Below are 21,514 nucleotides of genomic sequence, written 5' to 3' on the forward strand. Positions count from 1 at the left end.
GTCAGTGGCAGGGGAAGCCGAGGAAGTGCCGCGAGTCGTGCACCCACTCGTGGACCACGACGGTCTTGCCGAACATCGACATCATGCCCTCGTCGATGCCGACGAGGTAGTACGCCAGCATGGCCAGGAAGATCGTCACGCCCAGCAGCACTGCCACTCGAGTGGCCGAAAGCGCCTTGGTCGATACGCCCGGCTTGGAAACCGCAATACTCGTCATGGTCAAACCTCCTACGGGGTCACGCGCCCCTACTTTGTTCGGTTCTGCACGACGGCGAAAGATCTGACTCGCCGCAGAGGGCTCACAGTGGCGCAACCGTGCCGGATTCTCACCGGCTTCCATGCACCGTCGTAACGGGATCAAGATACACCGAACCGTTTCCCGTCCGCGCAGATCCGTAGGGACTTCCCTTATATCCGTGGCACCGCCGGGCGCTTAGCGTCGATCTCGACCCCCTGCACAGCGACGGAAAGGCACTGCGATGTTGTTCGCCACCACGGCCAGATTGGTCTGCACAGTCGCCACCGCCGCCACGCTCGCGGTGGCCGGCTGTGGCACCGCCGGCCACAGTTCGAACTCGAGCGCGGGCACGGCCGGAGCGACCGCCGCGGCCGGCAACAGCGGCGCCGGCGACTTCTGCACGCTCGACGCGAAGCTGGTCGCCCGCAAGCTGCGCGACATGAACTCGGCATTCGGCAGCGGTGCGGCAAACCAGAGCCAGATCGTCGACGACCTGCTCAAGGACGCGCCCGTCACGCAGGGTGAACTCATCGCCGCAGCGCCCGCCGAACCGCATCGCTACCTCGAAGACCTCGCCGATCCCAACAAGATGGACGCGATGCTGGACAACATGAAGGCGCTCAACGACTGGGCGCTCAAGAACTGCGATGCGAAGTACCGCCCGCTGTTCGAAGAGCACGGGAAACTCGTCGGCTGACCAAACGGAAAAGCCCCCGACGAATCGGGGGCTTTTCGCGTTGGCTGACTACTCCGAGGCAGTCGCAGCGGCCTCGGCCAGGTCGGCCGATTCCTTGCGACGGCCGGCGAACGTGAACACCGCATCCTCGGTGTTGTTGCTCTCGCCGTCCCAGTTGTCGACGTCCACGGTGACCAGCTGACCGGGGCCGACCTCCTCGAAGAGAATCTTCTCGGAGAGCTGGTCCTCGATCTCGCGCTGGATGGTCCGACGCAGCGGGCGGGCACCCAGGACCGGATCGAAGCCGCGCTTGGCCAGCAGTGCCTTGGCCTTGTCGGTCAGCTCCATCTCCATGTCCTTGGCCTTGAGCTGCTTGGACACCCGGCCGATCATCAGGTCGACCATCTGGATGATCTCGTCCTGCGTCAGCTGGTGGAACACGATGATGTCGTCGATACGGTTCAGGAACTCCGGGCGGAAGTGCTTCTTCAGCTCGTCGTGCACCTTGAGCTTCATCCGCTCGTAGTTGTTCTCGCCGCCACCCTGGGTGAAGCCGAGACCAACCGCCTTGCTGATGTCGCTCGTACCGAGGTTCGAGGTGAAGATCAGCACGGTGTTCTTGAAGTCGACGGTGCGACCCTGACCGTCGGTCAGGCGGCCGTCCTCGAGAACCTGCAGGAGGCTGTTGTAGATCTCCTGGTGGGCCTTCTCGATCTCGTCGAACAGCACCACACTGAACGGCTTGCGGCGCACCTTCTCGGTGAGCTGGCCGCCCTCTTCGTAGCCGACGTAGCCCGGAGGGGCACCGAACAGCCGCGACGCGGTGAAGCGGTCGTGGAACTCACCCATGTCGATCTGGATGAGCGCGTCGTCGTCGCCGAACAGGAACTCGGCCAGCGCCTTCGACAGCTCGGTCTTACCCACACCGGACGGGCCGGCGAAGATGAACGAGCCCGACGGACGCTTCGGGTCCTTCAGGCCGGCGCGGGTACGCCGGATGGCCTTCGAGACCGCCTTGACGGCGTCGACCTGGCCGATGATCCGCTTGTGCAGCTCGTCTTCCATGCGCAGCAGACGCGTGGTCTCGGCCTCGGTCAGCTTGAAGACCGGGATGCCGGTCCAGTTGCCCAGGACCTCGGCGATCTGCTCGTCGTCGACCTCGGCGACCACGTCGAGGTCACCCGAACGCCACTGCTTCTCGCGCTCGGCGCGCTGGGCGACCAGCGTCTTCTCCGAGTCGCGCAGCCGGGCTGCCTTCTCGAAGTCCTGCGCGTCGATGGCCGATTCCTTCTCCCGGCGCGCATCGGCGATCTTCTCGTCGAACTCGCGCAGGTCTGGCGGAGCGGTCATCCGGCGGATGCGCATGCGGGCGCCGGCCTCGTCGATCAGGTCGATGGCCTTGTCCGGCAGGAACCGGTCGTTGATGTAGCGGTCGGCCAGCGTCGCGGCCGCGACCAGCGCACCGTCGGTGATGGAGACGCGGTGGTGCGCCTCGTAGCGGTCCCGCAGACCCTTGAGGATCTCGATGGTGTGCTCGACGGTCGGCTCACCCACCTGCACCGGCTGGAACCGGCGCTCGAGGGCAGCGTCCTTCTCGATGTACTTGCGGTACTCGTCGAGCGTCGTCGCACCGATGGTCTGCAGCTCACCACGGGCCAGCTTCGGCTTCAGGATGCTGGCGGCGTCGATGGCGCCCTCGGCGGCACCCGCACCCACGAGCGTGTGCAGCTCGTCGATGAACAGGATGATGTCGCCGCGGGTGTTGATCTCCTTGAGCACCTTCTTCAGGCGCTCTTCGAAGTCACCGCGGTAGCGGCTGCCGGCGACCAGCGAACCCAGGTCCAGCGTGTAGAGCTGCTTGTCCTTCAGGGTCTCGGGGACCTCGCCGTGCACGATGGCCTGCGCCAGGCCCTCGACGACGGCGGTCTTACCGACACCCGGCTCACCGATCAGCACCGGGTTGTTCTTGGTGCGGCGGCTCAGCACCTGCATGACCCGCTCGATTTCCTTCTCACGGCCGATGACCGGATCGAGCTTGCCCTCGGCGGCGGCGGCGGTCAGGTTGCGACCGAACTGGTCCAGCACGAGCGACGTCGACGGGTTGCCCGTCTCGCCACCGCGGCCACCGGTACCGGCCTCGGCGGTCTCCTTGCCCTGGTAGCCCGACAGCAGCTGGATGACCTGCTGACGCACGCGGGTCAGCTCGGCGCCCAGCTTCACGAGCACCTGGGCGGCGACGCCCTCGCCCTCGCGGATCAGGCCGAGCAGGATGTGCTCGGTGCCGATGTAGTTGTGGCCGAGCTGCAGCGCCTCACGCAGCGACAGCTCGAGCACCTTCTTGGCGCGCGGCGTGAACGGAATGTGGCCCGACGGCGCCTGCTGACCCTGGCCGATGATCTCCTCGACCTGGCTGCGCACACCCTCGAGCGAGATGCCCAGCGATTCCAGCGACTTGGCAGCTACGCCCTCGCCCTCATGGATGAGGCCAAGCAGGATGTGCTCGGTGCCGATGTAGTTGTGGTTGAGCATCCGGGCTTCTTCTTGAGCCAGGACGACGACCCGGCGGGCCCGGTCGGTGAATCTCTCGAACATCGGTGTTACCTGCTCTCCCTCGTAGCGCAGCTCCTGCCACGTCACTTCGCGTGTCGCGACGCTGTGCGCCTACCGTCCACTCTAATGGGCGGCGACCATGCGTGCCCTGCGGTATCCCCTAGCTCGCAAGGCCACTCAGCGCTGCGAAAAGGCCAACGCGCTGCGGCGACGAAACGTTTCCCGGATCGGGCCGACCGGGCTACGCCGAAAGCGAACAGAGAAACTGCGGGCAATCCTGAATTCTGTTGCCCGCGGGCTCAGGTGGCGGCGTGGAACGCGTCGATGATCTCCGCCGGGATACGGCCCCGGCTGGAGACATTGTGGCCGTTGCGGCGCGCCCATTCCCGGATCGCGGCGCTCTGCTCACGGTCGATGGACGCGCGGCCCCGCCCTGTCGCGCCGGTGCTGGCGCGGCCGCGGCGGCGACCACCGACACGACGGCCGGCCTCGACCCATTTCTTCAAATCATTCCGAAGCTTGGTGGCGTTCTTGGTGGTGAGGTCGATCTCGTAGTTCACCCCGTCGAGAGCAAATTCGACCGTCTCATCCGCCGCACCTTCACCGTCGAAATCGTCGACGAGCGTGACAGTCACTTTCTTTGCCATCGGCCCACACTAACCCTTCTGCCTCGGAAAAATGCAGAATCGACTCTGCCATAACAATGCTGGCATAGGAGTTCAATTCCTTCAACAAGTCTCAGGGTCAGCTCAGTTTTCAGTCGGCTTGGCGCCGCACAATCGGGAACAAAACCGTGTCCCTAATCGTCAACCCCGTCAACGCCATGAGCAAGCGGTCGAGTCCCATTCCTGTTCCGGTCGTCGGCGGCATCGCATACTCCAATGCGATAAGGAAATCCTCATCAAGTCGCATTGCCTCGTCGTCACCGGCAGCGGCGGCACGCGCCTGCGCCTCGAAACGCTCGCGTTGAATCACCGGATCGATCAACTCCGAATATCCGGTGGCGAGCTCGAACTTCCGGACATACAGATCCCATTTTTCTGTAACGCCCGGAATACTGCGGTGGGCCCGAGTGAGCGGCGTGGTCTCCACCGGGAAATCGCGGACGAAGGTCGGCGCCCAAAGGTGATCGCCGACGGTGTGCTCCCACAGTTCCTCGATCAATTTCCCGTGACCGTATCCGCGGTCCCGGGGAATCTCGGCGCCGAGCCGTTCGGCCACCTTCCACAGGTACTCGACGGAAGTCTCCGGGGTGATCTCCTCACCCAGCGCTTCCGACAACGACGGATACATTTCGATGGTCGCCCATTCACCATCGAGGTCATAGGTGGAACCGTCCGGCAGCGGGACCATTCGGGTACCAATGGCCTCGTCGGCAACCTCCTGAATAAGCTCACGCGTCACAATCGCGGAATCGTCATATGTGCCGTAGGCCTGATAAGTCTCCAACATCGCAAATTCCGGTGAATGCGTGGAATCCGCGCCCTCGTTGCGAAAGTTCCGATTAAGCTCAAAAACCTTCTCGAAGCCACCGACCAGGCAGCGCTTCAGGAACAACTCGGGCGCGATGCGCAGGTACAGATCCGCATCGAGCGCGTTGGAGTGCGTGATGAATGGCCGGGCGGCAGCGCCACCGGGCAGCGTCTGCAGCATCGGGGTCTCGACTTCGAGAAAACCGCGACGCTCCAATGCCGAACGCAATGCCCGCACCACCGCAATGCGCTGGCGGGCGACATTGCGGGCCTCGGGCCGCACGATCAGGTCGACGTACCGCTGCCGGACCCGCGTCTCTTCATTCAATTCCTTGTGCGCGACGGGAAGCGGCCGCAGCGCCTTGGACACAATTTGCCAGTTCTGGGCAAGCACAGACAATTCCCCGCGCCGGGAGCTGATGACCTCGCCCTCGATGAAGACGATGTCGCCCAGGTCGACGTCGGACTTCCAGGCATCGAGCGACTCCTGGCCCACCTTGTCCAGGCTCAGCATGGCCTGCAGCTGGGTGCCGTCACCCTCCTGCAGCGTCGCGAAGCACAGCTTTCCGGAGTTCCGGGCGAACACCACACGCCCTGCGACGCCGACGATGTCACCGGTCGCGGTGTCCGCGGCGAGCTCCGGATAGGCCGCCCGCAGCTCGGCCAGGGTGTGGGTACGCGGCACCTCGACCGGATACGGGTCGCGCCCCTCGGCCAGCAGCCGCTCACGCTTGGCCTGGCGGATGCGGAACTGCTCGGGAATGTCGGGGCTGTCGGCTTCGCTCACGAAATGCCAGCTTAAATGAAGCCCATGGCCACCAGTTTCGAGCAGTCCGCCGTAGACGCGCTGGACCACGAGCCGATCGACTGGAAATTCAAGGGACTGCCGGCCTCGTGGTGGGGCCAGACGCCTGCTCAGGTGTGCCGTCGCCGCCCCAGTCTGTTCGCCGACGGCGCGGTGTCGCCGGTGTGCACGCTGCGTACCCAGCCGCTGGTGCACAACATGGTCACCATGGCGCGCTGGTGCCGGCGCCGGGGCGTACAGCTCGCGCCGCACGGCAAGACCCACATGTCACCGCAGCTTCTCGCCCGTCAGCTCGGCGCGGGAGCAGTGGCTGTCACGGCCGCCACCATCAGCCAGGTCCGGGTGTTTCGGGCGTTCGGGGTGCGCCGGATCATCCTGGCCAACGAGCTCGTCGACGTCACCGGGCTGCGCTGGCTGGCCGCCGAGCTGGACGCCAATCCCGACTTCGAGCTGACCTGTTGGGTGGACTCGGTGCGTGGCGTGCAGTTGATGACGTCCGCGCTGACCGGCCGGCGCCGCCAGGTGGACGTCTGCGTCGAGATCGGCCAGCCGGGCGGCCGCACCGGCTGCCGCGACGCCGAGACCGTCGACGCCGTGGCGCGCGCGGCGGTGGACTCGGACCGGCTGCGGCTCGTCGGCGTCGCCGGATACGAGGCGGCCACCGGCCATGAGGTCGGTGACGCCGCGGTGGCTGCCGTCTCGGCGTACCTGCAGACCATGCGCGACACCGTCATCCGGTTGCACCCGCTGTTCGAGACCGACGAGATCCTGGCGACGGCCGGCGGCAGCACGTACTTCGACCTGGTCGCCGACATCCTGACCGGTTGGCCCGACGGCATGACGGTGCAGACCGTCCTGCGCAGCGGCTGCTACCTGACGCACGACGACGGTCTCTACGCCCGCACGACGCCGCTCGGCCGCACCGACAGCGCCCACCTGGAGCCCGCGCTCAGCGTGTGGGCGCAGGTGCTGTCCCGGCCCGAGCCCGACCTCGCCATCGTGGGCATGGGCCGCCGCGACGTCTCGTTCGACCAGGACCTGCCCGTGCCGTACGGGCGGCCCGACAGCCGCGTCGAGAAGCTCAACGACCAGCACGCCTACCTGCGGCTGGCACCGGCCGACCAGGACCTGGCCGTCGGTGACTGGCTGGAATTCGGCATCTCACACCCATGCACGGTGTTCGACAAGTGGCAGCTGATCCCGGTGCTCGACGCCGACCACCGGGTGGTCGAGTTGGTCCGGACGTTCTTCTAGGCCCGGCGGGCGTTGCGCTGGTTGCGCTCGAAGACCAGGCGGAGGCCGTCGAGCGTGAGGTTCTTCTCGTAGTGCTGCACGGTCCGTAGATCGGGCAGCACCAGCTGCGCGGTGTGACCGGTGGCCACCACGGTGACGTGGTTTCCGTCGAAGCCGTCGACATCGTCACGCACGCGGTTCACCAGGCCGTCCACCAGGGCCGCGAAACCGAACACCGCACCGGCCTGCATGCACTCGACGGTGTTCTTGCCGATCACCGACCGCGGCCGGGTCAGCTCGACGCGGCGCAGCGCCGCCGAACGGGCCGCGGCCGCATCAGAGGACACCTGGACCCCGGGCGCGATGGCACCACCGAGGAACTCACCCTTGGCCGAGACGACGTCGACGCAGATCGACGACCCGAAGTCGACGACGATGGCCGCGGTGCCGTACTTGTGGTACGCCGCAAGGCAGTTGACGATGCGGTCGGCCCCGACCTCTTTCGGGTTGTCGACGAGCAGCGGGATGCCGGTGCGCACACCCGGCTCGATCAGCACGTGCGGCACCTTCGGCCAGTACTGGTCCAGCATGACCCGGATTTCGTGCAGCACCGACGGCACCGTCGACAAACCCGTTGCGCCGAGCAGGTTTTCGGCATCGTCACCGATCAGGCCGTCGATGGTCAGCGCGAGCTCGTCGGCCGTCACCTCCGACTCGGTCCGAATCCGCCAGTTCTGCACCACTTTCGCGTGATCTCCGGAGCCGGAGATCAACCCGACGATGGTGTGGGTGTTGCGGACATCGATTGCCAGCAGCACCGGCGTTACCGCGGCGACAGCAGGCCGTCGACGCCGTCCGGGACGTGCGCGGCGTCGTGCGAGAAGTCGATCTGCCGGTTCTGCGCGTCGACGAAGATGACGTTCGGCTGGTACGTGCGGGCCTCGGCATCGTCCATGGTGGCGTAGGCGATGAGGATCACCAGGTCACCGGGATGGATCAGATGCGCTGCGGCACCGTTGATCCCGATGATGCCGGTGCCGCGCTCACCGGTGATGGCGTAGGTGACCAGCCGGTTGCCGTTGTCGATGTCGACGATGGTGACCTGCTCACCCTCGAGGATGTCGGCGGCGTCCATCAGGTCGGCGTCGATGGTCACCGAACCCACGTAGTGCAGGTCCGCCTGCGTCACCGTGGCCCGGTGAATCTTGGACTTCAGCATGGTGCGAAACATCAATTCCTCCAAGGTAATTCGTGGTTCCCGTCCTGGTCGGCGGCAGACCCCACATTGGGGTGACCGTCGATCCCTGCGGATGCACCGATATCGATGGCGATGTTGTCCAACAATCTGGTCGTGCCGAGCCGGCCCACCACCAGCATCCGGGCCGGGCCCGACGCCGGTGCCGGTCCCAGCCAGGGGTCCCGGACCTCCAGATAGTCGACGTCGATGGCGGGTACCTCGTCGAGGACCGCCCGGGCCGCATCGAGTGCGGCGGCCGCGCCGTGCGACGCGGAGTACTTACCGGCGAGCAGCGCCGCGGACAGCGCCCCGGCCTGCTCGCGCTGTTCAGCATCGAGATAGCGGTTGCGCGACGACATGGCCAGTCCGTCGGACTCGCGCACGATCGGCACCGCCTGGATGCGCACGTCGAGGTCGAGGTCGTCGACCATCTGGCGCACCAGAACCAGCTGCTGGTAATCCTTTTCGCCGAAGAACGCGCGGTCGGGCCGCACGATGTTCAGCAGCTTGAGCACCACGGTCAGCATCCCGGCGAAGTGCGTCGGGCGGGAGCCGCCCTCCAGTTCGGCGCCCAGCGGGCCGGGCACGACCGTGGTGCGCCGGCCGCTCGGATACATGGCAGCGGCGCTGGGTGCGAAGACGATGTCGACGTCCTCGCCGCGCAGCAACTCGACGTCGGAGTCCAGCGTCCGCGGGTAGGCGTCCAGGTCCTCCCCCGCGCCGAACTGCAACGGGTTGACGAAGATCGACACCACCACGACGGCGCCGGGCACCTTCTTGGCGGAGCGCACCAGCTCCAGGTGCCCCTCGTGCAGCGCGCCCATGGTCGGCACGAGCATCACGCGGCGCCCCGTCGCGCGCAGCACCCGCGACACATCCGACACGTCGGTCGGATTGGTGTAGAGGTTCAGCTCGCCGGCGGTGAACTTCGGCGGCCTGCGATCGGTCACTGCGCTCTCCCTGAGTCGTTCAACACGGCGAAAACCTCTTCGGGTGCGTGGGCACGTTGTGCGGTGCGCAGCGACATGGCCCGATATCCCTGCGCCAGTTCGGGATTCACTTCCGCCATGGCATGCAGATGGGCGGCGACGGCGGCGCCGTCACCGCGGGCCACCGGGCCGGTCAGCGCACTCTGCCCGCGTTGCAGCGCGTTCTCCAGGGAGGCCCGCGCCAGCGGCGCGAGGATGCGTTCGGCGATGCCGGCGGGGTCACCCGTGACCAGTTCCTGCCCCAGCAGTTCCTGGCCGGCGAGCGCCTCGCGCAGGGCTTCGACGGCGTCGAGGACGACGGTGATGACGTGATTGCCGGCGTGCGCCAGGGCCGCGTGATAGAGCGTGCGGGCGTCTTCGCGAACCCGGAACGGTTCGCCGCCGATTTCGAGAACAAGAGATTGGGCGATGGCGTAGCCGATGTCGTCGGCCGCGGTGATGCCGAAACAGGTCTCCGACAGCCGGGTGATGTCTTCGTCCGAGCCGGTGAACGTCATGGCCGGGTGGATGGCCAGCGGGATACAGCCCTGCTCGGTCAGCGGGGCCAGCACGGCGATGCCGTTGGCGCCCGAGGTGTGCACGACGATGGTGCCGGGACGGACCGATCCGGTGGCCGCCAGGCCGGCGACGACGGACGTCAGCTCGGCGTCCGGCACGGCCAGCAGCAGGAGTTCGGCCTTGGCAGCGACGTCGTGCGCGGGCAGCACCTGGGTGTCGGGCAGCCGGCGCTCGGCACGACCGCGCGACGCATGGGAGATCGCGCTACACGCGACGACGACGTGGTCGGCGCGCTCCAGCGCAACACCCAGCGCACTGCCGACCCGCCCTGCGGAAATGATTCCGACAGTGAGCCGGGCCGGACGCAGTCCGTCGAGCTGCTTCATTGCAGCGACCTCACAATTGGTGGTTTCTCCTCGTTCCAGTCCTGCTCGGCAGGTACCGGACGGTCACCGCAGAGCGTAGCTCAGTCCTCGCGGCGACGTCGACGGCCGCCGCCGCTGGGATTGGCCTGCAGGCGCGCCAGCAATTCGGCCGCCGGCTGCCCGCCAACGTGCTGACCTGCGGGTTCGTCGTCCGGCTCGGCTCGGCGCCGACGGCCGGATGTGACAGGGGTCTCTGTCGCGGGCGGCGCAGTGGCCGGTTCCGCGGGGGCCCCGTGGCGGCCCCGGCGCGGCGGTTCGGGAGCCGGCTCGGGAGCGGGTGGGACGACCGGCAGCGTCATGGTCGGTTCGGGTCCGCGGTCCTGGACCGGCGGCGGCGGGGGCGGCGGCGGGGGCGGCGCCGGTTCCGGCGTCGCGGCGGCCCAGTTGCTGCCGGGCTGACCGGCCGGAATCCACTGGCCTTCGGCCGGCGTCGGCTGCCAGTCGGATGGGCCCGGCTCCGGCGGACGACGGTGCGCGCCACCGAACGGCGGCTGCGGCGGCGGGGGTGGTGGCGCCCACGGGTCCGGCGGCACATGCGGCTCGGCCGCCACGTCGATGATGGGGCTCTCTTCGGTGTTCGGCTCCGACATCAGGTCGGGCCGGTCCTCGGTGTCGATCCGGCTGGCGACGACGCGGCCGACCGGCGCGGCCTGCCCGGTGCGGTCGGTCTCGAGCGCCGGGCGGTGCGCGAGATCGGTGTCGAAGTAGAACTCGAGGTTGGCGCGCAGCGCGGCCAGCTCGGCACGCAGCGCCGCAACCTCGTCGGCCGACTGGGCGCGCAGTTCGGAGGCCAGCTCACGGCGCAGATGCGATTCCAGCGACAGTTCGTATTCGCGCCGCGCCGCGATCTCGCGGTCGAGCTGCAGGTCGTAGACGAGCTTGAGGTCGCGGGCCCGGGCCTGGTCCAGATCAGCCTGGCGCCGGTAGATGAACGAGGCGAACGCCGCCGCCACCGCGGCCCACAGGGCGATGACCACAGCGAGTTTCAGCAACTCGACCTGATCGGTGAACACCAGTGCGGAACTGGCGATGATCGCGAGCACCAGCAACGCCGTCAGCAGCAACCAACCCGGCCTGCGGTTCGCACGCCTGCCACGCGCAGCCCGGGTCGGATCGATCATGGGCTGACTGTACCGTTTTGCCTTCCCATCGCAGGTCGACCGACACCCCGTCCGGACGGATCGTTACCTATTCGGTTGCGCCGTCGGACTTCTCCGGCGGGTCCAGCGGCGCGCGGCAGCAATGCTGCAACCACAGACCCGCCACCACCAGGGCCAGCGCGCTCACCGCGGCGACCGTCACACCCGGGAAATCGGCCGCCGCGACGCGCAGGACGCCGCGCCGCGGGAGCACGTAACCGAGGACGCCGAGCCACCAGCCGAGGGCCAGCGCCCCGACCCAGGCCGACGCCTTGGCCACCACGACCGACCGCGCGACCGCCAGCGGGTGGATCCGGCCGGACCCCACACCGATGTCACCGCCCGAGATCTTGGCGCGCAGGAAGAATGCCCAGCCCGCCTCCGCGGCGGCAAAAACCAACAGCGACAACCCCGTCCACACCGTGATCGGCGGGAACCAGCGGTACACCAGGATCACCAGCAGGTACGCGACGACCGTGGCCAGCGCCGTGCCGATCGCCAGGTCCCGCTTCCGGGTCGGTCCCATCAGGGCACCAGCGCCAGGTCGGTGCGGCGCACGCCGTCGCGTTCGACGGCATCGAGCGCGGCCAGCAGCTCGGCGACCGGAACACCTCGCAGTTGGGCGCCGGGGTCGGCCGCCAGCCACGGCACCAGCACGAAGGCGCGTTGATGCGCCAGCGGGTGCGGCAGTGTCAGGACCGGATCGTCGGAGCGCACTTCGACGTCGCCGTCGTGGCAGCTGACGATATCGACATCGAGAGTGCGTGGCCCCCAACGCTGTTCGCGCACGCGGTCCGCCGCGTTCTCGAACTCATGGGCCCGCCGCAGCCACCCCGGGCCGTCGAGGCCGGGATCGTCGGCCAGCAGCACGGCATTCAGGAACGGCCCCTGCTCGACACCGCCCCAGGCCGCCGTCTCGTAAACCGGTGAGACCGCGCGGACCACAGCGCGCAGCCCCGAGACCACCGACTGCAGGTGAGCGAGCCGGTCACCCAGGTTGGAGCCGATGGACAGGACCACGGACGTCACCCTCGGCCGCCCCGCCTCGACCGGCGCGCCACGACCGCAACGTCCTTGAACGTCAACGGGATCGGCGCGCTGGGCTTGTGCAGCACCACCTCGACGGCGTGGACACGCTGGTCGGTCATCACCGAGTCGGCGATCTCGGCCGACACCGTCTCGATCAGATTGCGCGGCGGCCCGGCGATGATGTCGGCGGCCTGCTGCGCCAGCTTGCCGTAGTCCAGGGTGTCCGACAGCTCGTCGCTCAGCGCGGCGGCCGCCAGGTCGATCCACACCGTGATGTCGACGACGAAGTCCTGGCCGTCCTCGCGTTCATGGTCGAAGACGCCGTGATTCCCGCGAACGGTCAAGCCGCGCAATTCGATTCGATCAGCCATGCCAGGCCTGCACCACCTTCACCGCATCCACCGACGCCTGCACATCATGCACCCGCACTCCCCACGCGCCCTGCTGCGCCGCCAGCGCCGAGATCACCGCGGTGGCCGTCTCCCGGCCGTCGGGCTCGCGCGGCGTGCCGTCGGCATCCGCCAGCAGGGTGCCGAGGAACCGCTTGCGCGACGCCCCGACCAGCACCGGGACACCGGTGGCCACGAACTCGGGCAGCGCCCGCAGCAGCGCCCAATTGTGCTGCGCGGACTTGGCGAAGCCCAGGCCCGGATCGATGATCAGGTTGCCCGGCTCCACGCCGGCCGCCACCGCGTCGTCGACGGCGGTGAGCAGTTCGGCCCGGACATCGGCCACGACGTCGGGGTACTCCGGAATCCGGTGCGGCTGCGCGGCGTCGACCTCGCGCCAGTGCATCAGCACCCACGGCACCCGCGCGCCGGCCAGCAGCGGGGCCATGTTCGGGTCGGCCCGGCCCCCCGACACGTCGTTGACGATGTGCACGCCGCATTCCAGCGCGGCCTCGGCCACGTCGGCGTGCATGGTGTCGACGCTGACCGTGATGTCTTGTGCCACAAGCTCTCTGATCACCGGCAGGACGCGGCCGCGTTCGACCTCGGGATCCAGCCGCGCCGCGCCGGGCCGGGTGGATTCCCCGCCGACGTCGATGATCTGAGCTCCCTGCGCCGCCAGCTCCAGACCGTGCTCGATGGCGCGGTCGTGGTCGAGGAAGCGGCCGCCGTCGGAGAACGAGTCGGCGGTGACGTTGACCACGCCCATCACGCGCGTGCGGACGGGGTTCACTTCCGCAGGATCAGATCCAGCGCCTCGGCTCGCGACGACGCGCAGGTCTTGAACTGGCCGCGCACCGCCGAGGTGGTGGTCACCGCACCGGGCTTGCGGACGCCGCGCATCGCCATGCACAGGTGCTCCGCCTCGACCACCACGATGGCGCCCTGCGGGTTCAGCTTGCGCATCAGCGCGTCGGCGATCTGGCCGGTCAGCCGTTCCTGCACCTGGGGCCGCTTGGCGTACAGGTCGACGAGGCGGGCGATCTTGGACAGTCCCGTCACCCGGCCGTCCTCACCCGGGATGTAGCCGACATGCGCGACGCCGTGGAACGACACCAGGTGGTGCTCGCAGGTCGAATACATCGGGATGTCCTTGACCAGCACCAGCTCGTCGTGCCCCTCGTCGAACGTGGTGTCGAGCACCGAGTCGGGGTCGGTGTACAGCCCGCCGAAAATCTCCTCGAAGGCGCGCGCGACGCGGCCGGGAGTGTCCCGGAGCCCTTCCCGGTCCGGGTCCTCGCCCACGGCGAGCAGCAGCTCACGCACTGCTGCCTCGGCTCGATCGTGATCGAACTTCGGCGGGGTGAGCCTGGCCGAATGGATCTGCGACCGCGTCATCTATGCGCCTACTCGTCGTTGGGTTTGGCAGGCGGCGGCGCCGGCTGCTGCGGGTACGGCTGGTAGCCCTGCGACGGACCGGGTTGTCCCCAGCCCGGCTGCGGGTACCACTGGCCCGGCTGGGCGTGGTGGCCGTGGCCGTGCTGCGGCGGTCCCTGGGGCGGCCAGCCCGGGGCCTGCCAGCCCGCGGGTGCGCCGTAGTTCGGCTGGGTCTGTCCGTGCTGGGGCTGACCGTTCGGCGCGGCGTGCGCGCCGTTGGTGCCGTTCACGCCGGATCCGGCGGCGGCCTGGCTGGCCGCGGCGATGGCCGCCTTGAAGGCCGGCTCCTTGACGGGCGGGGGCCACGGCTCGCCGCGCTCGATGGCCAGCTCGCCCGGCGTCTTGATGGGCGGCTTCTCCGACGGAATCCGGCCACCGAAGTCGTCGAACAGCGTCAGGCGGGGCCGCTTCTCGACGTCGGCCAGGATGCGCTCCAGGTCGGGGCGGTGCAGCGTCTCCTTCTCGAGCAGCTCGCCGGCCAGGGCGTCCAGCTGGTCGCGGTACTGCGTCAGCACGTCCCACGCCTCGGTGTGCGCGGCCTCGATGAGCTTGCGCACCTCGTCGTCGATGTCGCGGGCGACCTCGTGGCCGAAGTCGGCCTGGGTGCCCATGGTGCGGCCCAGGAAGGGATCACCGTGCTCGGTGCCGTACCGGACGGCGCCCAGCTTGGCGCTCATGCCGAACTCGGTGACCATGGCGCGGGCGATCTTGGTGGCGTTCTCGATGTCGGAGACCGCGCCGGTCGTGGGCTCGCGGAAGATCAGCTCTTCGGCGGCACGGCCGCCGATCGCCATGACCAGGCGCGCGATCAACTCGGAGCGGGTCTGCATGCCCTTGTCGTCCTCGGGGACGGCGACGGCGTGCCCACCGGTGCGGCCGCGGGCCAGGATCGTCACCTTGTACACCGGGTCCAGGTGCGGCATGGCCCAGCCGGCCAGCGTGTGCCCGGCCTCGTGGTACGCGGTGATCTTCTTTTCCAGCTCGCTGATGATGCGGCCCTTGCGGCGCGGACCACCGACGACACGGTCGACGGCTTCCTCCAGCGCCGGGCCGGTGATCACGGTGGCGTTCTCGCGGGCGGTCAGCAGCGCGGCCTCGTTGATGACGTTGGCCAGGTCGGCGCCGGACATGCCGACGGTGCGCTTGGCCAGGCCGTCGAGGTCGGCGTCGGGGGCGATGGGCTTGCCGGCCGAGTGCACCCGCAGCACGGCCTTGCGGCCGGCCAGGTCGGGTGCCGAGACCGGGATCTGCCGGTCGAAGCGGCCGGGGCGCAGCAGGGCCGGGTCGAGGATGTCGGGCCGGTTGGTGGCGGCGATCAGGATGACGCCCTGGCGGTCACCGAAGCCGTCCATCTCGACCAGCAGCTGGTTCAGCGTCTGCTCGCGCTCGTCGTGGCCACCGCCCAGGCCGGCGCCGCGCTGACGGCCGACGGCGTCGATCTCGTCGACGAAGATGATGCACGGGCTGTTCTGCTTGGCCTGCTCGAACAGGTCACGCACGCGGGAGGCGCCGACACCGACGAACATCTCGACGAAGTCCGAACCGGAAATCGTGAAGAACGGAACCCCGGCCTCACCGGCGACCGCGCGGGCCAGCAGCGTCTTACCCGTTCCCGGCGGGCCGTACAGCAGCACGCCCTTGGGGATCTTGGCGCCGAGGGCCTGGTAACGGCTCGGGTTCTGCAGGAAGTCCTTGATCTCGTAGAGCTCTTCGACGGCCTCGTCCACGCCGGCGACGTCGGCGAACGTCGTCTTCGGCATGTCCTTGCCGAGCATCTTGGCGCGCGACTTGCCGAAGCCGAAGCCCATGCGGCCGCCGCCCTGCATGCGGGAGAACATGAAGAACAGGCCGACGAGCAGCAGCAGCGGCAGCAGGTAGATCAGCAGCGAGCTGAGGATGCTGCCCTGGTTGACGACGGTCTTGGTCTTGACGTTCTTGCCGTTGAGCGCATCGAACAGCGGCACCGCATAGCCCGTCGGGAACGACGTGATGATCTTGTTGCTGTTGTCGGTGTCGGCGCTGACGCTCTTCAGATCCAGCCGGACCTGCTGTTCGCGATCGTCGATCTGGGCGCCGGTGACGTTCCCGGCGTTGATCTGGGCGACCGCGACAGACGTGTCGACCTGGTGATAACCGCGCGTGTCATCACTGAAATAGAAGAAAGACCAACCCAGCAGCAACACGACCGCGACGACGGTCAGGGTGCGGATGACGTTTTTTCGCTTCATCGACATATTTCGGCCGGCGAATACTCGTCGGCCAGGTCCTTCCGATACACAGATGCGGGATAGTTCACAGGTTACCGCTATGCAAACGATCGGCAGTTCCCGGAGGGAAACCTGTGCTTTGGTGAAACGGTGATGACGTCCACCAAACGGTTAGTCGAGACCAATGGCGTGCAGCTGCAGGTCACCGAAGCCGGCGACCGCGGCGCACCAGTGGTGGTGCTGGCGCACGGCTTCCCCGAGCTCGCGCACTCCTGGCGGCACCAGATCCCGGCGCTCGCCGCGGCCGGCTACCACGTACTGGCCCCCGACCAACGCGGCTACGGCTGTTCGTCGCGCCCGGCAGCCATCGAGGACTACGACATCATCCACCTCACCGGGGACCTGGCCGGACTGCTCGACGAAGTCGGCGCCGAGCGCGCGGTGGTCGTCGGGCACGACTGGGGCTCGCCCGTGGTGTGCAACTTCGCGCTGCTGCACCCCGACCGGGTGCGGGCGGTCGCCGCGCTGAGTGTGCCGCCGGTGCCGCGGGCATCGGCGCCGCCGACCGAAATCTGGCGCCGGCGGGTCGGCGACAACTACTTCTACATCCTGTACTTCCAGGAGCCGGGCGTGGCCGACTCGGCACTGGGCCGCGATCCGCGCAGCACGATGCGCCGGATGGTCGCGGAGGAAGGCTTCGCCGCGCCGCCGGACTCGCTGGCGGACACCCCGCTGCCGCCGCTGCCGGACTGGCTCCCCGAAGACGAATTCGAGACGTACGTCAGGGCTTTCACCGAGAGCGGTTTCACCGGTCCGCTGAACTGGTACCGCAACTTCGACCGGAACTGGAAGCTGACGGAGACCACCCCCGCCGCGACCATCACGGTGCCGACACTGTTCGTGGGCGGCACTGCCGATCCGGTCCTGAGCTTCACGCCGCGCGACCGGGTGCGGGACGTCGTCACCGGCGACTACCGCGAGGTCATGATCGACGGCGCCGGGCACTGGCTGCAGCAGGAACGGCCCGACGAGGTCAACGCCATCCTCATCGACTTCATCGGAGGAGTGAAATGACGGGTCGCCCACTGGATTTCGGGGCCTTCATCACACCGTTCCACCCGGTCGGCCAATCTCCCACCACCGCACTGGAATACGACCTGGAACGCACCGTCCGGCTGGACCGGCTGGGCTACGACGAGGTCTGGTACGGCGAACACCATTCCGGCGGGTACGAATTGATCGCCTGCCCCGAGGTTTTCATCGCCACGGCCGCCGAACGCACCAAGAACATCCGATTCGGCACCGGCGTGGTGTCGCTGCCGTACCACCACCCGCTGATGGTCGCCGACCGCTGGGTACTGCTCGACCATCTGACCCGCGGCCGGGTGATGTTCGGGACCGGTCCGGGCGCGCTGCCGTCGGACGCCTACATGATGGGCATCGACCCCGTCGACCAGCGCCGCATGCAGCAGGAATCCCTCGAGGCCATCCTGGCCCTGTTCCGCGCCGCACCCGACGAGCGCATCACGCGGGAGACCGACTGGTTCACGCTGCGCGACGCCGCGCTGCACATCCGGCCGTACACTTGGCCGTATCCCGAGATATCCACGGCGGCAATGGTTTCCCCTTCCGGTCCGCGACTGGCCGGGCAGCTGGGCACGTCGCTGCTGTCGCTGTCGATGTCGGTGCCCGGCGGCTACGCCGCCCTCGAGACCACGTGGGACCTGGTGTGCGACCAGGCCGCGAAAGCCGGTCGGCCCGAGCCCGACCGGCGCAGCTGGCGGGTGCTGGGCGTCGTGCACCTGGCCGACACCCGGGAGCAGGCCATCGAGGACTGCACCTACGGTCTGGAGGATTTCTCGAACTACTTCGGCGCGGCCGGCTTCGTCCCGCTGGGCAGCCAGACCGGACCGGCGCCGACGTCCCGGCAGTTCGTCGAAGACTATGCGGCCAAAGGCAATTGCTGTATCGGCACGCCCGCCGACTGCATCGGCTACATCCAGGACATGCTGGACCGGTCCGGCGGCTTCGGCACGTTCCTGATGCTGGGCCACGACTGGGCGCCGCCTGCCGCCACCATGCACTCTTACGAACTGTTCGCCCGCGAGGTGATCCCCCATTTCAAGGGCCAGCTCACCGCGCCACGCGCCTCGCACGAATGGGCAAAAGGCCTGCGCGACCAGCTGTTCGGCCGGGTTGGCGAGGCCGTCGGCAACGCGATCGCCGAGCACAACAAAGACGCGTCGGTACGCTGACAACCATGCCATTTGCGACCCGACGTACTGCCGCCCTGACCCTCGCCGGACTTGCGATCGCCACCACCGTCGGCGTCGCCGGCTGCGGTTCCGACGACGCCAAGCCGGAGAGCCGCCAGGTCACAGTCGTCGGCAACGGCAAGGTCCAGGGCACGCCGGACACCCTGAACGTCACCGCGTCCATCGAGGCGACGGCGCCCGACGTCACCGCCGCCATGAACCAGACCAGCAGCCGTCAGCAGGCCGTGATCGATGCGCTGTCCGGGGCGGGCATCGACAACAAGGACATCGCCACCAAACAGGTCGAGCTGCAGCCCGACTACCGCGACGCCGTCATCACCGGATACCGGGCCAGCAACACCATCGACATCAAGGTCCGCAAGCTCGACACCGCGTCGCAGGTGCTGGCGAAGATCGTCACCGCGGGCGGTAATGCCACGCGGATCAGCAACGTCGCGTACTCGATCGACGACGACTCGCAGCTGGTGAAGGACGCCCGCACGCACGCCTTCGACGACGCCAAGGACCGCGCGCAGCAGTACGCGCAGCTGTCCGGGTTGAGCCTCGGCAAGGTGATCTCGATCTCCGAGGCCACCGGCGGCACCACCCCGACGCCGTTGCCGGCGCCGCGGATGGCGATGGCCGAAGCCGTGCCGCTGTCCCCCGGTCAGCAGACCGTCAGCTTCTCGGTGACGGTGATCTGGGAACTCGGTTAACCCGCCGCGGCGATCTCGACCGGAATGCCGTTCAGCACCGCGGTACCCGACAGCCGGTCCAGGTGGGTGCCGTCGTTGAGCTGGTTGACGTTGACGCCAGGATGGCTGCTCGCGAGCTGCTGACCGGTGCCACCGCGGTTGTGGCCCCAACCGTGCGGCAGCGACACCACGCCGCGCCGCATCACGTCCGTCACCTCGATCGGGGCCAGCAGTTCGCCGCCCGGGCCCTTGATGATCGCGACGTCGGTGAGGCCGAGGTCGGCGGCGTCGTCGGGGTGAATCTGCAGCGTGCAGCGGTTGGAGCCACCCGACAGCGCGGGCAGGTTGTGCATCCAGCTGTTGTTGGAGCGCAGGTGGCGGCGGCCGATGAGCAGGAAGCCGCCGGCCGAGCGGCTCAGCGCCTCGCGTAGCCGCGCCACGTCGGCGACGATCGGCTCCGGAGCGAGTTCGATTCTGCCACTGGGGGTTCGGAGCACCTCGGGGATTCTCGGCTGCATCGCGCCCAGGTCGATGCCGTGCGGATTGGCCTTGAGCTTCTCGAGGGTCAGCCCGCCGGGCTTGGCGCCGAAGGCGTCACCGTAGGGCCCGAGCCGCAGCATCATGTCGAGGCGGCGCTCATAGCCGGGGCCGGCGGGGAGCATGGCCGTCAGTTCGTCGACGTCGCGACCGGCGACCGGGGAATCCGGGTCGTGCGTCTCCTTGGCCAAGGTCAGCGCGATCACCTGCGCGTCGACCAGGGCGGGATCCGCTTGTGCCCCAAGACCGGTCAGGATCAACGCGATACGCGACAGGATTTCGGCCTCGCCCGGCCGGTCGGCCGGCGGCAGCACCGGCGGCGAGTAGCGCACGTTGTTGCGCACCGCGAGGTTGTTGAGCAGCACGTCGAAATGCGGACTCTGCGAAGGCGGGGGCGGCGGCAGGATGACGTCGGCGTGCCGCGTGGTCTCGTTGAGATACGGGTCGACCGACAGCATGAATTCGACACTGTCCAAGGCCTTGTCGAGCCGGTCGCCGTCCGGCGCGGACAGCACCGGGTTCCCGGCGATGGTGATCATCGCCTTTATCTGCCCCTCGCCCGCGGTGTCGATCTCCTCGGCGAGCGCGGTGGCCGGCAATTCGGACATCACCTCGGGGTAGCCAGAGACCCGACTGGCCCACCGGCCGGTCCGGAAGCCGCGGCCCGGCTTCGGTGGCCGCGGCGCCGGGACCGCCGCGCCGAGCGGGAACATCACCCCGCCGGGCCGGTCCAGGTTGCCGGTGAGGATGTTGATGACGTCGACGAGCCAACTGCCGATCGTGCCGAATTCGACTGTGGAGGTGCCGATCCGGCCGTACACCGCCGCCGTCGGCGCCGCCGCGAGCTCACGGGCCAGTTCGCGGATCTCGTCGGCGCCGACGCCGCAGGCCTGTTCGACAGCCTCGGGCGCGAAGTCGGCGGCCAGCGCGCGGACCTGCTCCACGCCGATGACGTGCTCGGCGTTCGCACCGAGATCGACCAGACCTTCGTCGAACAGCACATGCACGACGGCGAGCAGCAGCGCCGCGTCGGTCCCGGGCCGCGGCGCCAGATGCCGGTCGGCGAGCTTGGCGGTCTGGGTTCGCGCCGGGTCGATCACCACGAGCTTGCCGCCGCGCTTCTTCAGCGCCCGCAGCTTGCCGGGGAAGTCGGCCGCGGTGGTCACGCTGCCGTTGGACACCAGCGGATTCGCGCCGATGATCACGAGATGGTCGGTGCGGTCGAGGTCGGGCACGGTGAACGCGCCCGGGCTGCCGAACATCAGGCCCAGCGCAACGTGTTTGGGCATCTGGTCGAGCGTGCTGGCGCTGAACACCTGGCGGGTGCCCAGCGCTTTGAGGATCAGCGGGGCATACAGCGCGCCCGCGATCGTGTGCGCGTTCGGGTTGCCGAGGTAGACCCCGACCGATGCCCCACCGTGCCCGGCGATCACCGCGCCGAGCTGATCGGCGACGACGGCGTAGGCCTCGTCCCACGTGGCCTCGGTCAGTACGCCGTCACGACGGACGAGCGGGCGGGTCAGCCGGTCCGGATCGTTGTCGAGCTCACCGAAGCTGGCGCCCTTGGGGCAGATGAAGCCCGCGCTGAAGACGTCGTCGTGATCACCACGCGCGGCAGTGACACGGCCGTCGTCGATGGTGAGGGTCAGGCCGCAGGTGGCTTCACAGAAGGGGCAGATCCGGAGGGCGGTGTCCATGCTCCG

21 protein-coding genes and 1 riboswitch are annotated in these 21,514 nt (G+C 68.4%); of the genes, 5 read left to right on the top strand and 16 right to left on the bottom strand.

Annotation, left to right across the window (positions count from 1 at the left end; all coding sequences use genetic code 11):
• Position 1: 1 nt before the first annotated feature.
• Complete coding sequence (locus VXD91_RS07250; RefSeq protein WP_020100912.1) at positions 2–217, bottom strand: CbtB-domain containing protein; 216 nt, start codon at positions 215–217, stop codon at positions 2–4.
• Positions 218–265: 48 nt separating this feature from the next.
• Positions 266–350, bottom strand: a riboswitch (adenosylcobalamin (AdoCbl) riboswitch).
• Positions 351–479: 129 nt separating this feature from the next.
• Here VXD91_RS07250 and VXD91_RS07255 point away from each other — a divergent pair.
• Positions 480–935 (top strand): hypothetical protein, encoded by a 456-nt coding sequence (locus tag VXD91_RS07255; protein WP_133426367.1) that lies wholly within the window; start codon positions 480–482, stop codon positions 933–935.
• A 48-nt stretch (positions 936–983) separates the two neighbouring features.
• Here VXD91_RS07255 and clpC1 read toward each other — a convergent pair whose 3' ends face one another.
• From clpC1 to lysS, 3 genes are all read right to left on the bottom strand, one after another.
• On the bottom strand, positions 984–3,506 hold the full coding sequence (gene clpC1, locus VXD91_RS07260) for an ATP-dependent Clp protease ATP-binding subunit (RefSeq protein WP_212807287.1): 2,523 nt from the start codon (positions 3,504–3,506) through the stop codon (positions 984–986).
• 257 nt (positions 3,507–3,763) lie between these two features.
• Positions 3,764–4,111 (bottom strand): histone-like nucleoid-structuring protein Lsr2, encoded by a 348-nt coding sequence (gene lsr2 / locus VXD91_RS07265; RefSeq protein WP_020100914.1) that lies wholly within the window; start codon positions 4,109–4,111, stop codon positions 3,764–3,766.
• A 109-nt stretch (positions 4,112–4,220) separates the two neighbouring features.
• Positions 4,221–5,723, bottom strand: coding sequence for a lysine--tRNA ligase (gene lysS, locus VXD91_RS07270; protein ID WP_135356464.1), 1,503 nt, complete (start codon positions 5,721–5,723; stop codon positions 4,221–4,223).
• Positions 5,724–5,747: 24 nt separating this feature from the next.
• Here lysS and VXD91_RS07275 point away from each other — a divergent pair, with 24 nt between their 5' ends.
• Complete coding sequence (locus VXD91_RS07275) at positions 5,748–6,995, top strand: alanine racemase (protein ID WP_167837984.1); 1,248 nt, start codon at positions 5,748–5,750, stop codon at positions 6,993–6,995.
• On the opposite strand, the gene VXD91_RS07280 is transcribed toward VXD91_RS07275, so the two are convergent.
• From VXD91_RS07280 to ftsH, 11 genes are all read right to left on the bottom strand, one after another.
• Complete coding sequence (locus VXD91_RS07280) at positions 6,992–7,792, bottom strand: type III pantothenate kinase (protein WP_135356462.1); 801 nt, start codon at positions 7,790–7,792, stop codon at positions 6,992–6,994. The genes VXD91_RS07275 and VXD91_RS07280 overlap by 4 nt on opposite strands.
• Positions 7,793–7,797: 5 nt before the next feature.
• Positions 7,798–8,205, bottom strand: a complete 408-nt coding sequence (gene panD / locus VXD91_RS07285; protein WP_020100918.1) for an aspartate 1-decarboxylase — start codon at positions 8,203–8,205, stop codon at positions 7,798–7,800.
• Complete coding sequence (panC, locus tag VXD91_RS07290) at positions 8,205–9,161, bottom strand: pantoate--beta-alanine ligase (RefSeq protein ID WP_318985406.1); 957 nt, start codon at positions 9,159–9,161, stop codon at positions 8,205–8,207. Before panC ends, panD begins: the two co-directional genes overlap by 1 nt.
• Positions 9,158–10,084 carry a DUF2520 domain-containing protein gene (locus VXD91_RS07295; protein ID WP_318985405.1) on the bottom strand — a complete coding sequence of 309 codons (927 nt, stop codon included), beginning with the start codon at positions 10,082–10,084 and terminating at the stop codon, positions 9,158–9,160. The genes panC and VXD91_RS07295 overlap by 4 nt, the downstream gene beginning before the upstream one ends.
• Before the next feature lie 80 nt (positions 10,085–10,164).
• A complete protein-coding gene (locus VXD91_RS07300; RefSeq protein WP_318985404.1) occupies positions 10,165–11,244 on the bottom strand; it encodes a DUF6779 domain-containing protein in 1,080 nt (359 codons plus the stop codon).
• Positions 11,245–11,311: 67 nt separating this feature from the next.
• The gene (locus tag VXD91_RS07305) at positions 11,312–11,788 is read right to left on the bottom strand and encodes a DUF3180 domain-containing protein (RefSeq protein WP_318985403.1); all 477 of its coding nucleotides are present in this window, start codon (positions 11,786–11,788) and stop codon (positions 11,312–11,314) included.
• Positions 11,788–12,291 carry a 2-amino-4-hydroxy-6-hydroxymethyldihydropteridine diphosphokinase gene (folK, locus tag VXD91_RS07310; protein ID WP_318985402.1) on the bottom strand — a complete coding sequence of 168 codons (504 nt, stop codon included), beginning with the start codon at positions 12,289–12,291 and terminating at the stop codon, positions 11,788–11,790. Before folK ends, VXD91_RS07305 begins: the two co-directional genes overlap by 1 nt.
• The gene (gene folB, locus VXD91_RS07315; RefSeq protein WP_135356456.1) at positions 12,288–12,662 is read right to left on the bottom strand and encodes a dihydroneopterin aldolase; all 375 of its coding nucleotides are present in this window, start codon (positions 12,660–12,662) and stop codon (positions 12,288–12,290) included. The genes folK and folB overlap by 4 nt, the downstream gene beginning before the upstream one ends.
• Positions 12,655–13,473: a dihydropteroate synthase gene (gene folP / locus VXD91_RS07320; protein ID WP_318985401.1), complete on the bottom strand. Its 819-nt coding sequence runs from the start codon at positions 13,471–13,473 to the stop codon at positions 12,655–12,657. The genes folB and folP overlap by 8 nt, the downstream gene beginning before the upstream one ends.
• Positions 13,470–14,078, bottom strand: a complete 609-nt coding sequence (gene folE, locus VXD91_RS07325) for a GTP cyclohydrolase I FolE (protein ID WP_318985400.1) — start codon at positions 14,076–14,078, stop codon at positions 13,470–13,472. The genes folP and folE overlap by 4 nt, the downstream gene beginning before the upstream one ends.
• A gap of 8 nt (positions 14,079–14,086) precedes the next feature.
• Entirely contained in the window at positions 14,087–16,345 is a 2,259-nt protein-coding gene (gene ftsH / locus VXD91_RS07330; protein ID WP_318985399.1) for an ATP-dependent zinc metalloprotease FtsH, read from the bottom strand.
• Between the two features lie 132 nt (positions 16,346–16,477).
• Between ftsH and VXD91_RS07335 the strand changes: the two genes are divergently transcribed.
• From VXD91_RS07335 to VXD91_RS07345, 3 genes are read left to right on the top strand one after another with little or no spacing between them, the layout of a single operon-like run.
• Positions 16,478–17,398, top strand: coding sequence for an alpha/beta hydrolase (locus tag VXD91_RS07335; RefSeq protein ID WP_318985398.1), 921 nt, complete (start codon positions 16,478–16,480; stop codon positions 17,396–17,398).
• Positions 17,395–18,579: an LLM class flavin-dependent oxidoreductase gene (locus VXD91_RS07340; protein WP_212807296.1), complete on the top strand. Its 1,185-nt coding sequence runs from the start codon at positions 17,395–17,397 to the stop codon at positions 18,577–18,579. Before VXD91_RS07335 ends, VXD91_RS07340 begins: the two co-directional genes overlap by 4 nt.
• A gap of 5 nt (positions 18,580–18,584) precedes the next feature.
• Positions 18,585–19,295, top strand: a complete 711-nt coding sequence (locus tag VXD91_RS07345; RefSeq protein WP_318985397.1) for an SIMPL domain-containing protein — start codon at positions 18,585–18,587, stop codon at positions 19,293–19,295.
• Here VXD91_RS07345 and VXD91_RS07350 read toward each other — a convergent pair.
• The gene (locus VXD91_RS07350) at positions 19,292–21,508 is read right to left on the bottom strand and encodes a molybdopterin-dependent oxidoreductase (protein ID WP_346415064.1); all 2,217 of its coding nucleotides are present in this window, start codon (positions 21,506–21,508) and stop codon (positions 19,292–19,294) included. The two genes, VXD91_RS07345 and VXD91_RS07350, sit on opposite strands and share 4 nt — an antisense overlap.
• Between the last annotated feature and the right edge of the window lie 6 nt (positions 21,509–21,514).

It is taken from the genome of Mycobacterium sp. SM3041 (assembly GCF_039668335.1).
In the GTDB taxonomy this organism is placed as follows: domain Bacteria; phylum Actinomycetota; class Actinomycetes; order Mycobacteriales; family Mycobacteriaceae; genus Mycobacterium.

Coding starts and splice junctions, on each gene's coding strand:
- VXD91_RS07250 (WP_020100912.1), bottom strand. CDS start 217: ATGACGAGTATTGCGGTTTCCAAGCCGGGCGTATCGACCAAGGCGCTT.
- VXD91_RS07255 (WP_133426367.1), top strand. CDS start 480: ATGTTGTTCGCCACCACGGCCAGATTGGTCTGCACAGTCGCCACCGCC.
- clpC1 (WP_212807287.1), bottom strand. CDS start 3,506: ATGTTCGAGAGATTCACCGACCGGGCCCGCCGGGTCGTCGTCCTGGCT.
- lsr2 (WP_020100914.1), bottom strand. CDS start 4,111: ATGGCAAAGAAAGTGACTGTCACGCTCGTCGACGATTTCGACGGTGAA.
- VXD91_RS07275 (WP_167837984.1), top strand. CDS start 5,748: ATGGCCACCAGTTTCGAGCAGTCCGCCGTAGACGCGCTGGACCACGAG.
- panD (WP_020100918.1), bottom strand. CDS start 8,205: ATGTTTCGCACCATGCTGAAGTCCAAGATTCACCGGGCCACGGTGACG.
- VXD91_RS07295 (WP_318985405.1), bottom strand. CDS start 10,084: ATGAAGCAGCTCGACGGACTGCGTCCGGCCCGGCTCACTGTCGGAATC.
- VXD91_RS07300 (WP_318985404.1), bottom strand. CDS start 11,244: ATGATCGATCCGACCCGGGCTGCGCGTGGCAGGCGTGCGAACCGCAGG.
- VXD91_RS07305 (WP_318985403.1), bottom strand. CDS start 11,788: ATGGGACCGACCCGGAAGCGGGACCTGGCGATCGGCACGGCGCTGGCC.
- folB (WP_135356456.1), bottom strand. CDS start 12,662: ATGGCTGATCGAATCGAATTGCGCGGCTTGACCGTTCGCGGGAATCAC.
- folE (WP_318985400.1), bottom strand. CDS start 14,078: ATGACGCGGTCGCAGATCCATTCGGCCAGGCTCACCCCGCCGAAGTTC.
- ftsH (WP_318985399.1), bottom strand. CDS start 16,345: ATGAAGCGAAAAAACGTCATCCGCACCCTGACCGTCGTCGCGGTCGTG.
- VXD91_RS07335 (WP_318985398.1), top strand. CDS start 16,478: ATGACGTCCACCAAACGGTTAGTCGAGACCAATGGCGTGCAGCTGCAG.
- VXD91_RS07340 (WP_212807296.1), top strand. CDS start 17,395: ATGACGGGTCGCCCACTGGATTTCGGGGCCTTCATCACACCGTTCCAC.
- VXD91_RS07345 (WP_318985397.1), top strand. CDS start 18,585: ATGCCATTTGCGACCCGACGTACTGCCGCCCTGACCCTCGCCGGACTT.
- VXD91_RS07350 (WP_346415064.1), bottom strand. CDS start 21,508: ATGGACACCGCCCTCCGGATCTGCCCCTTCTGTGAAGCCACCTGCGGC.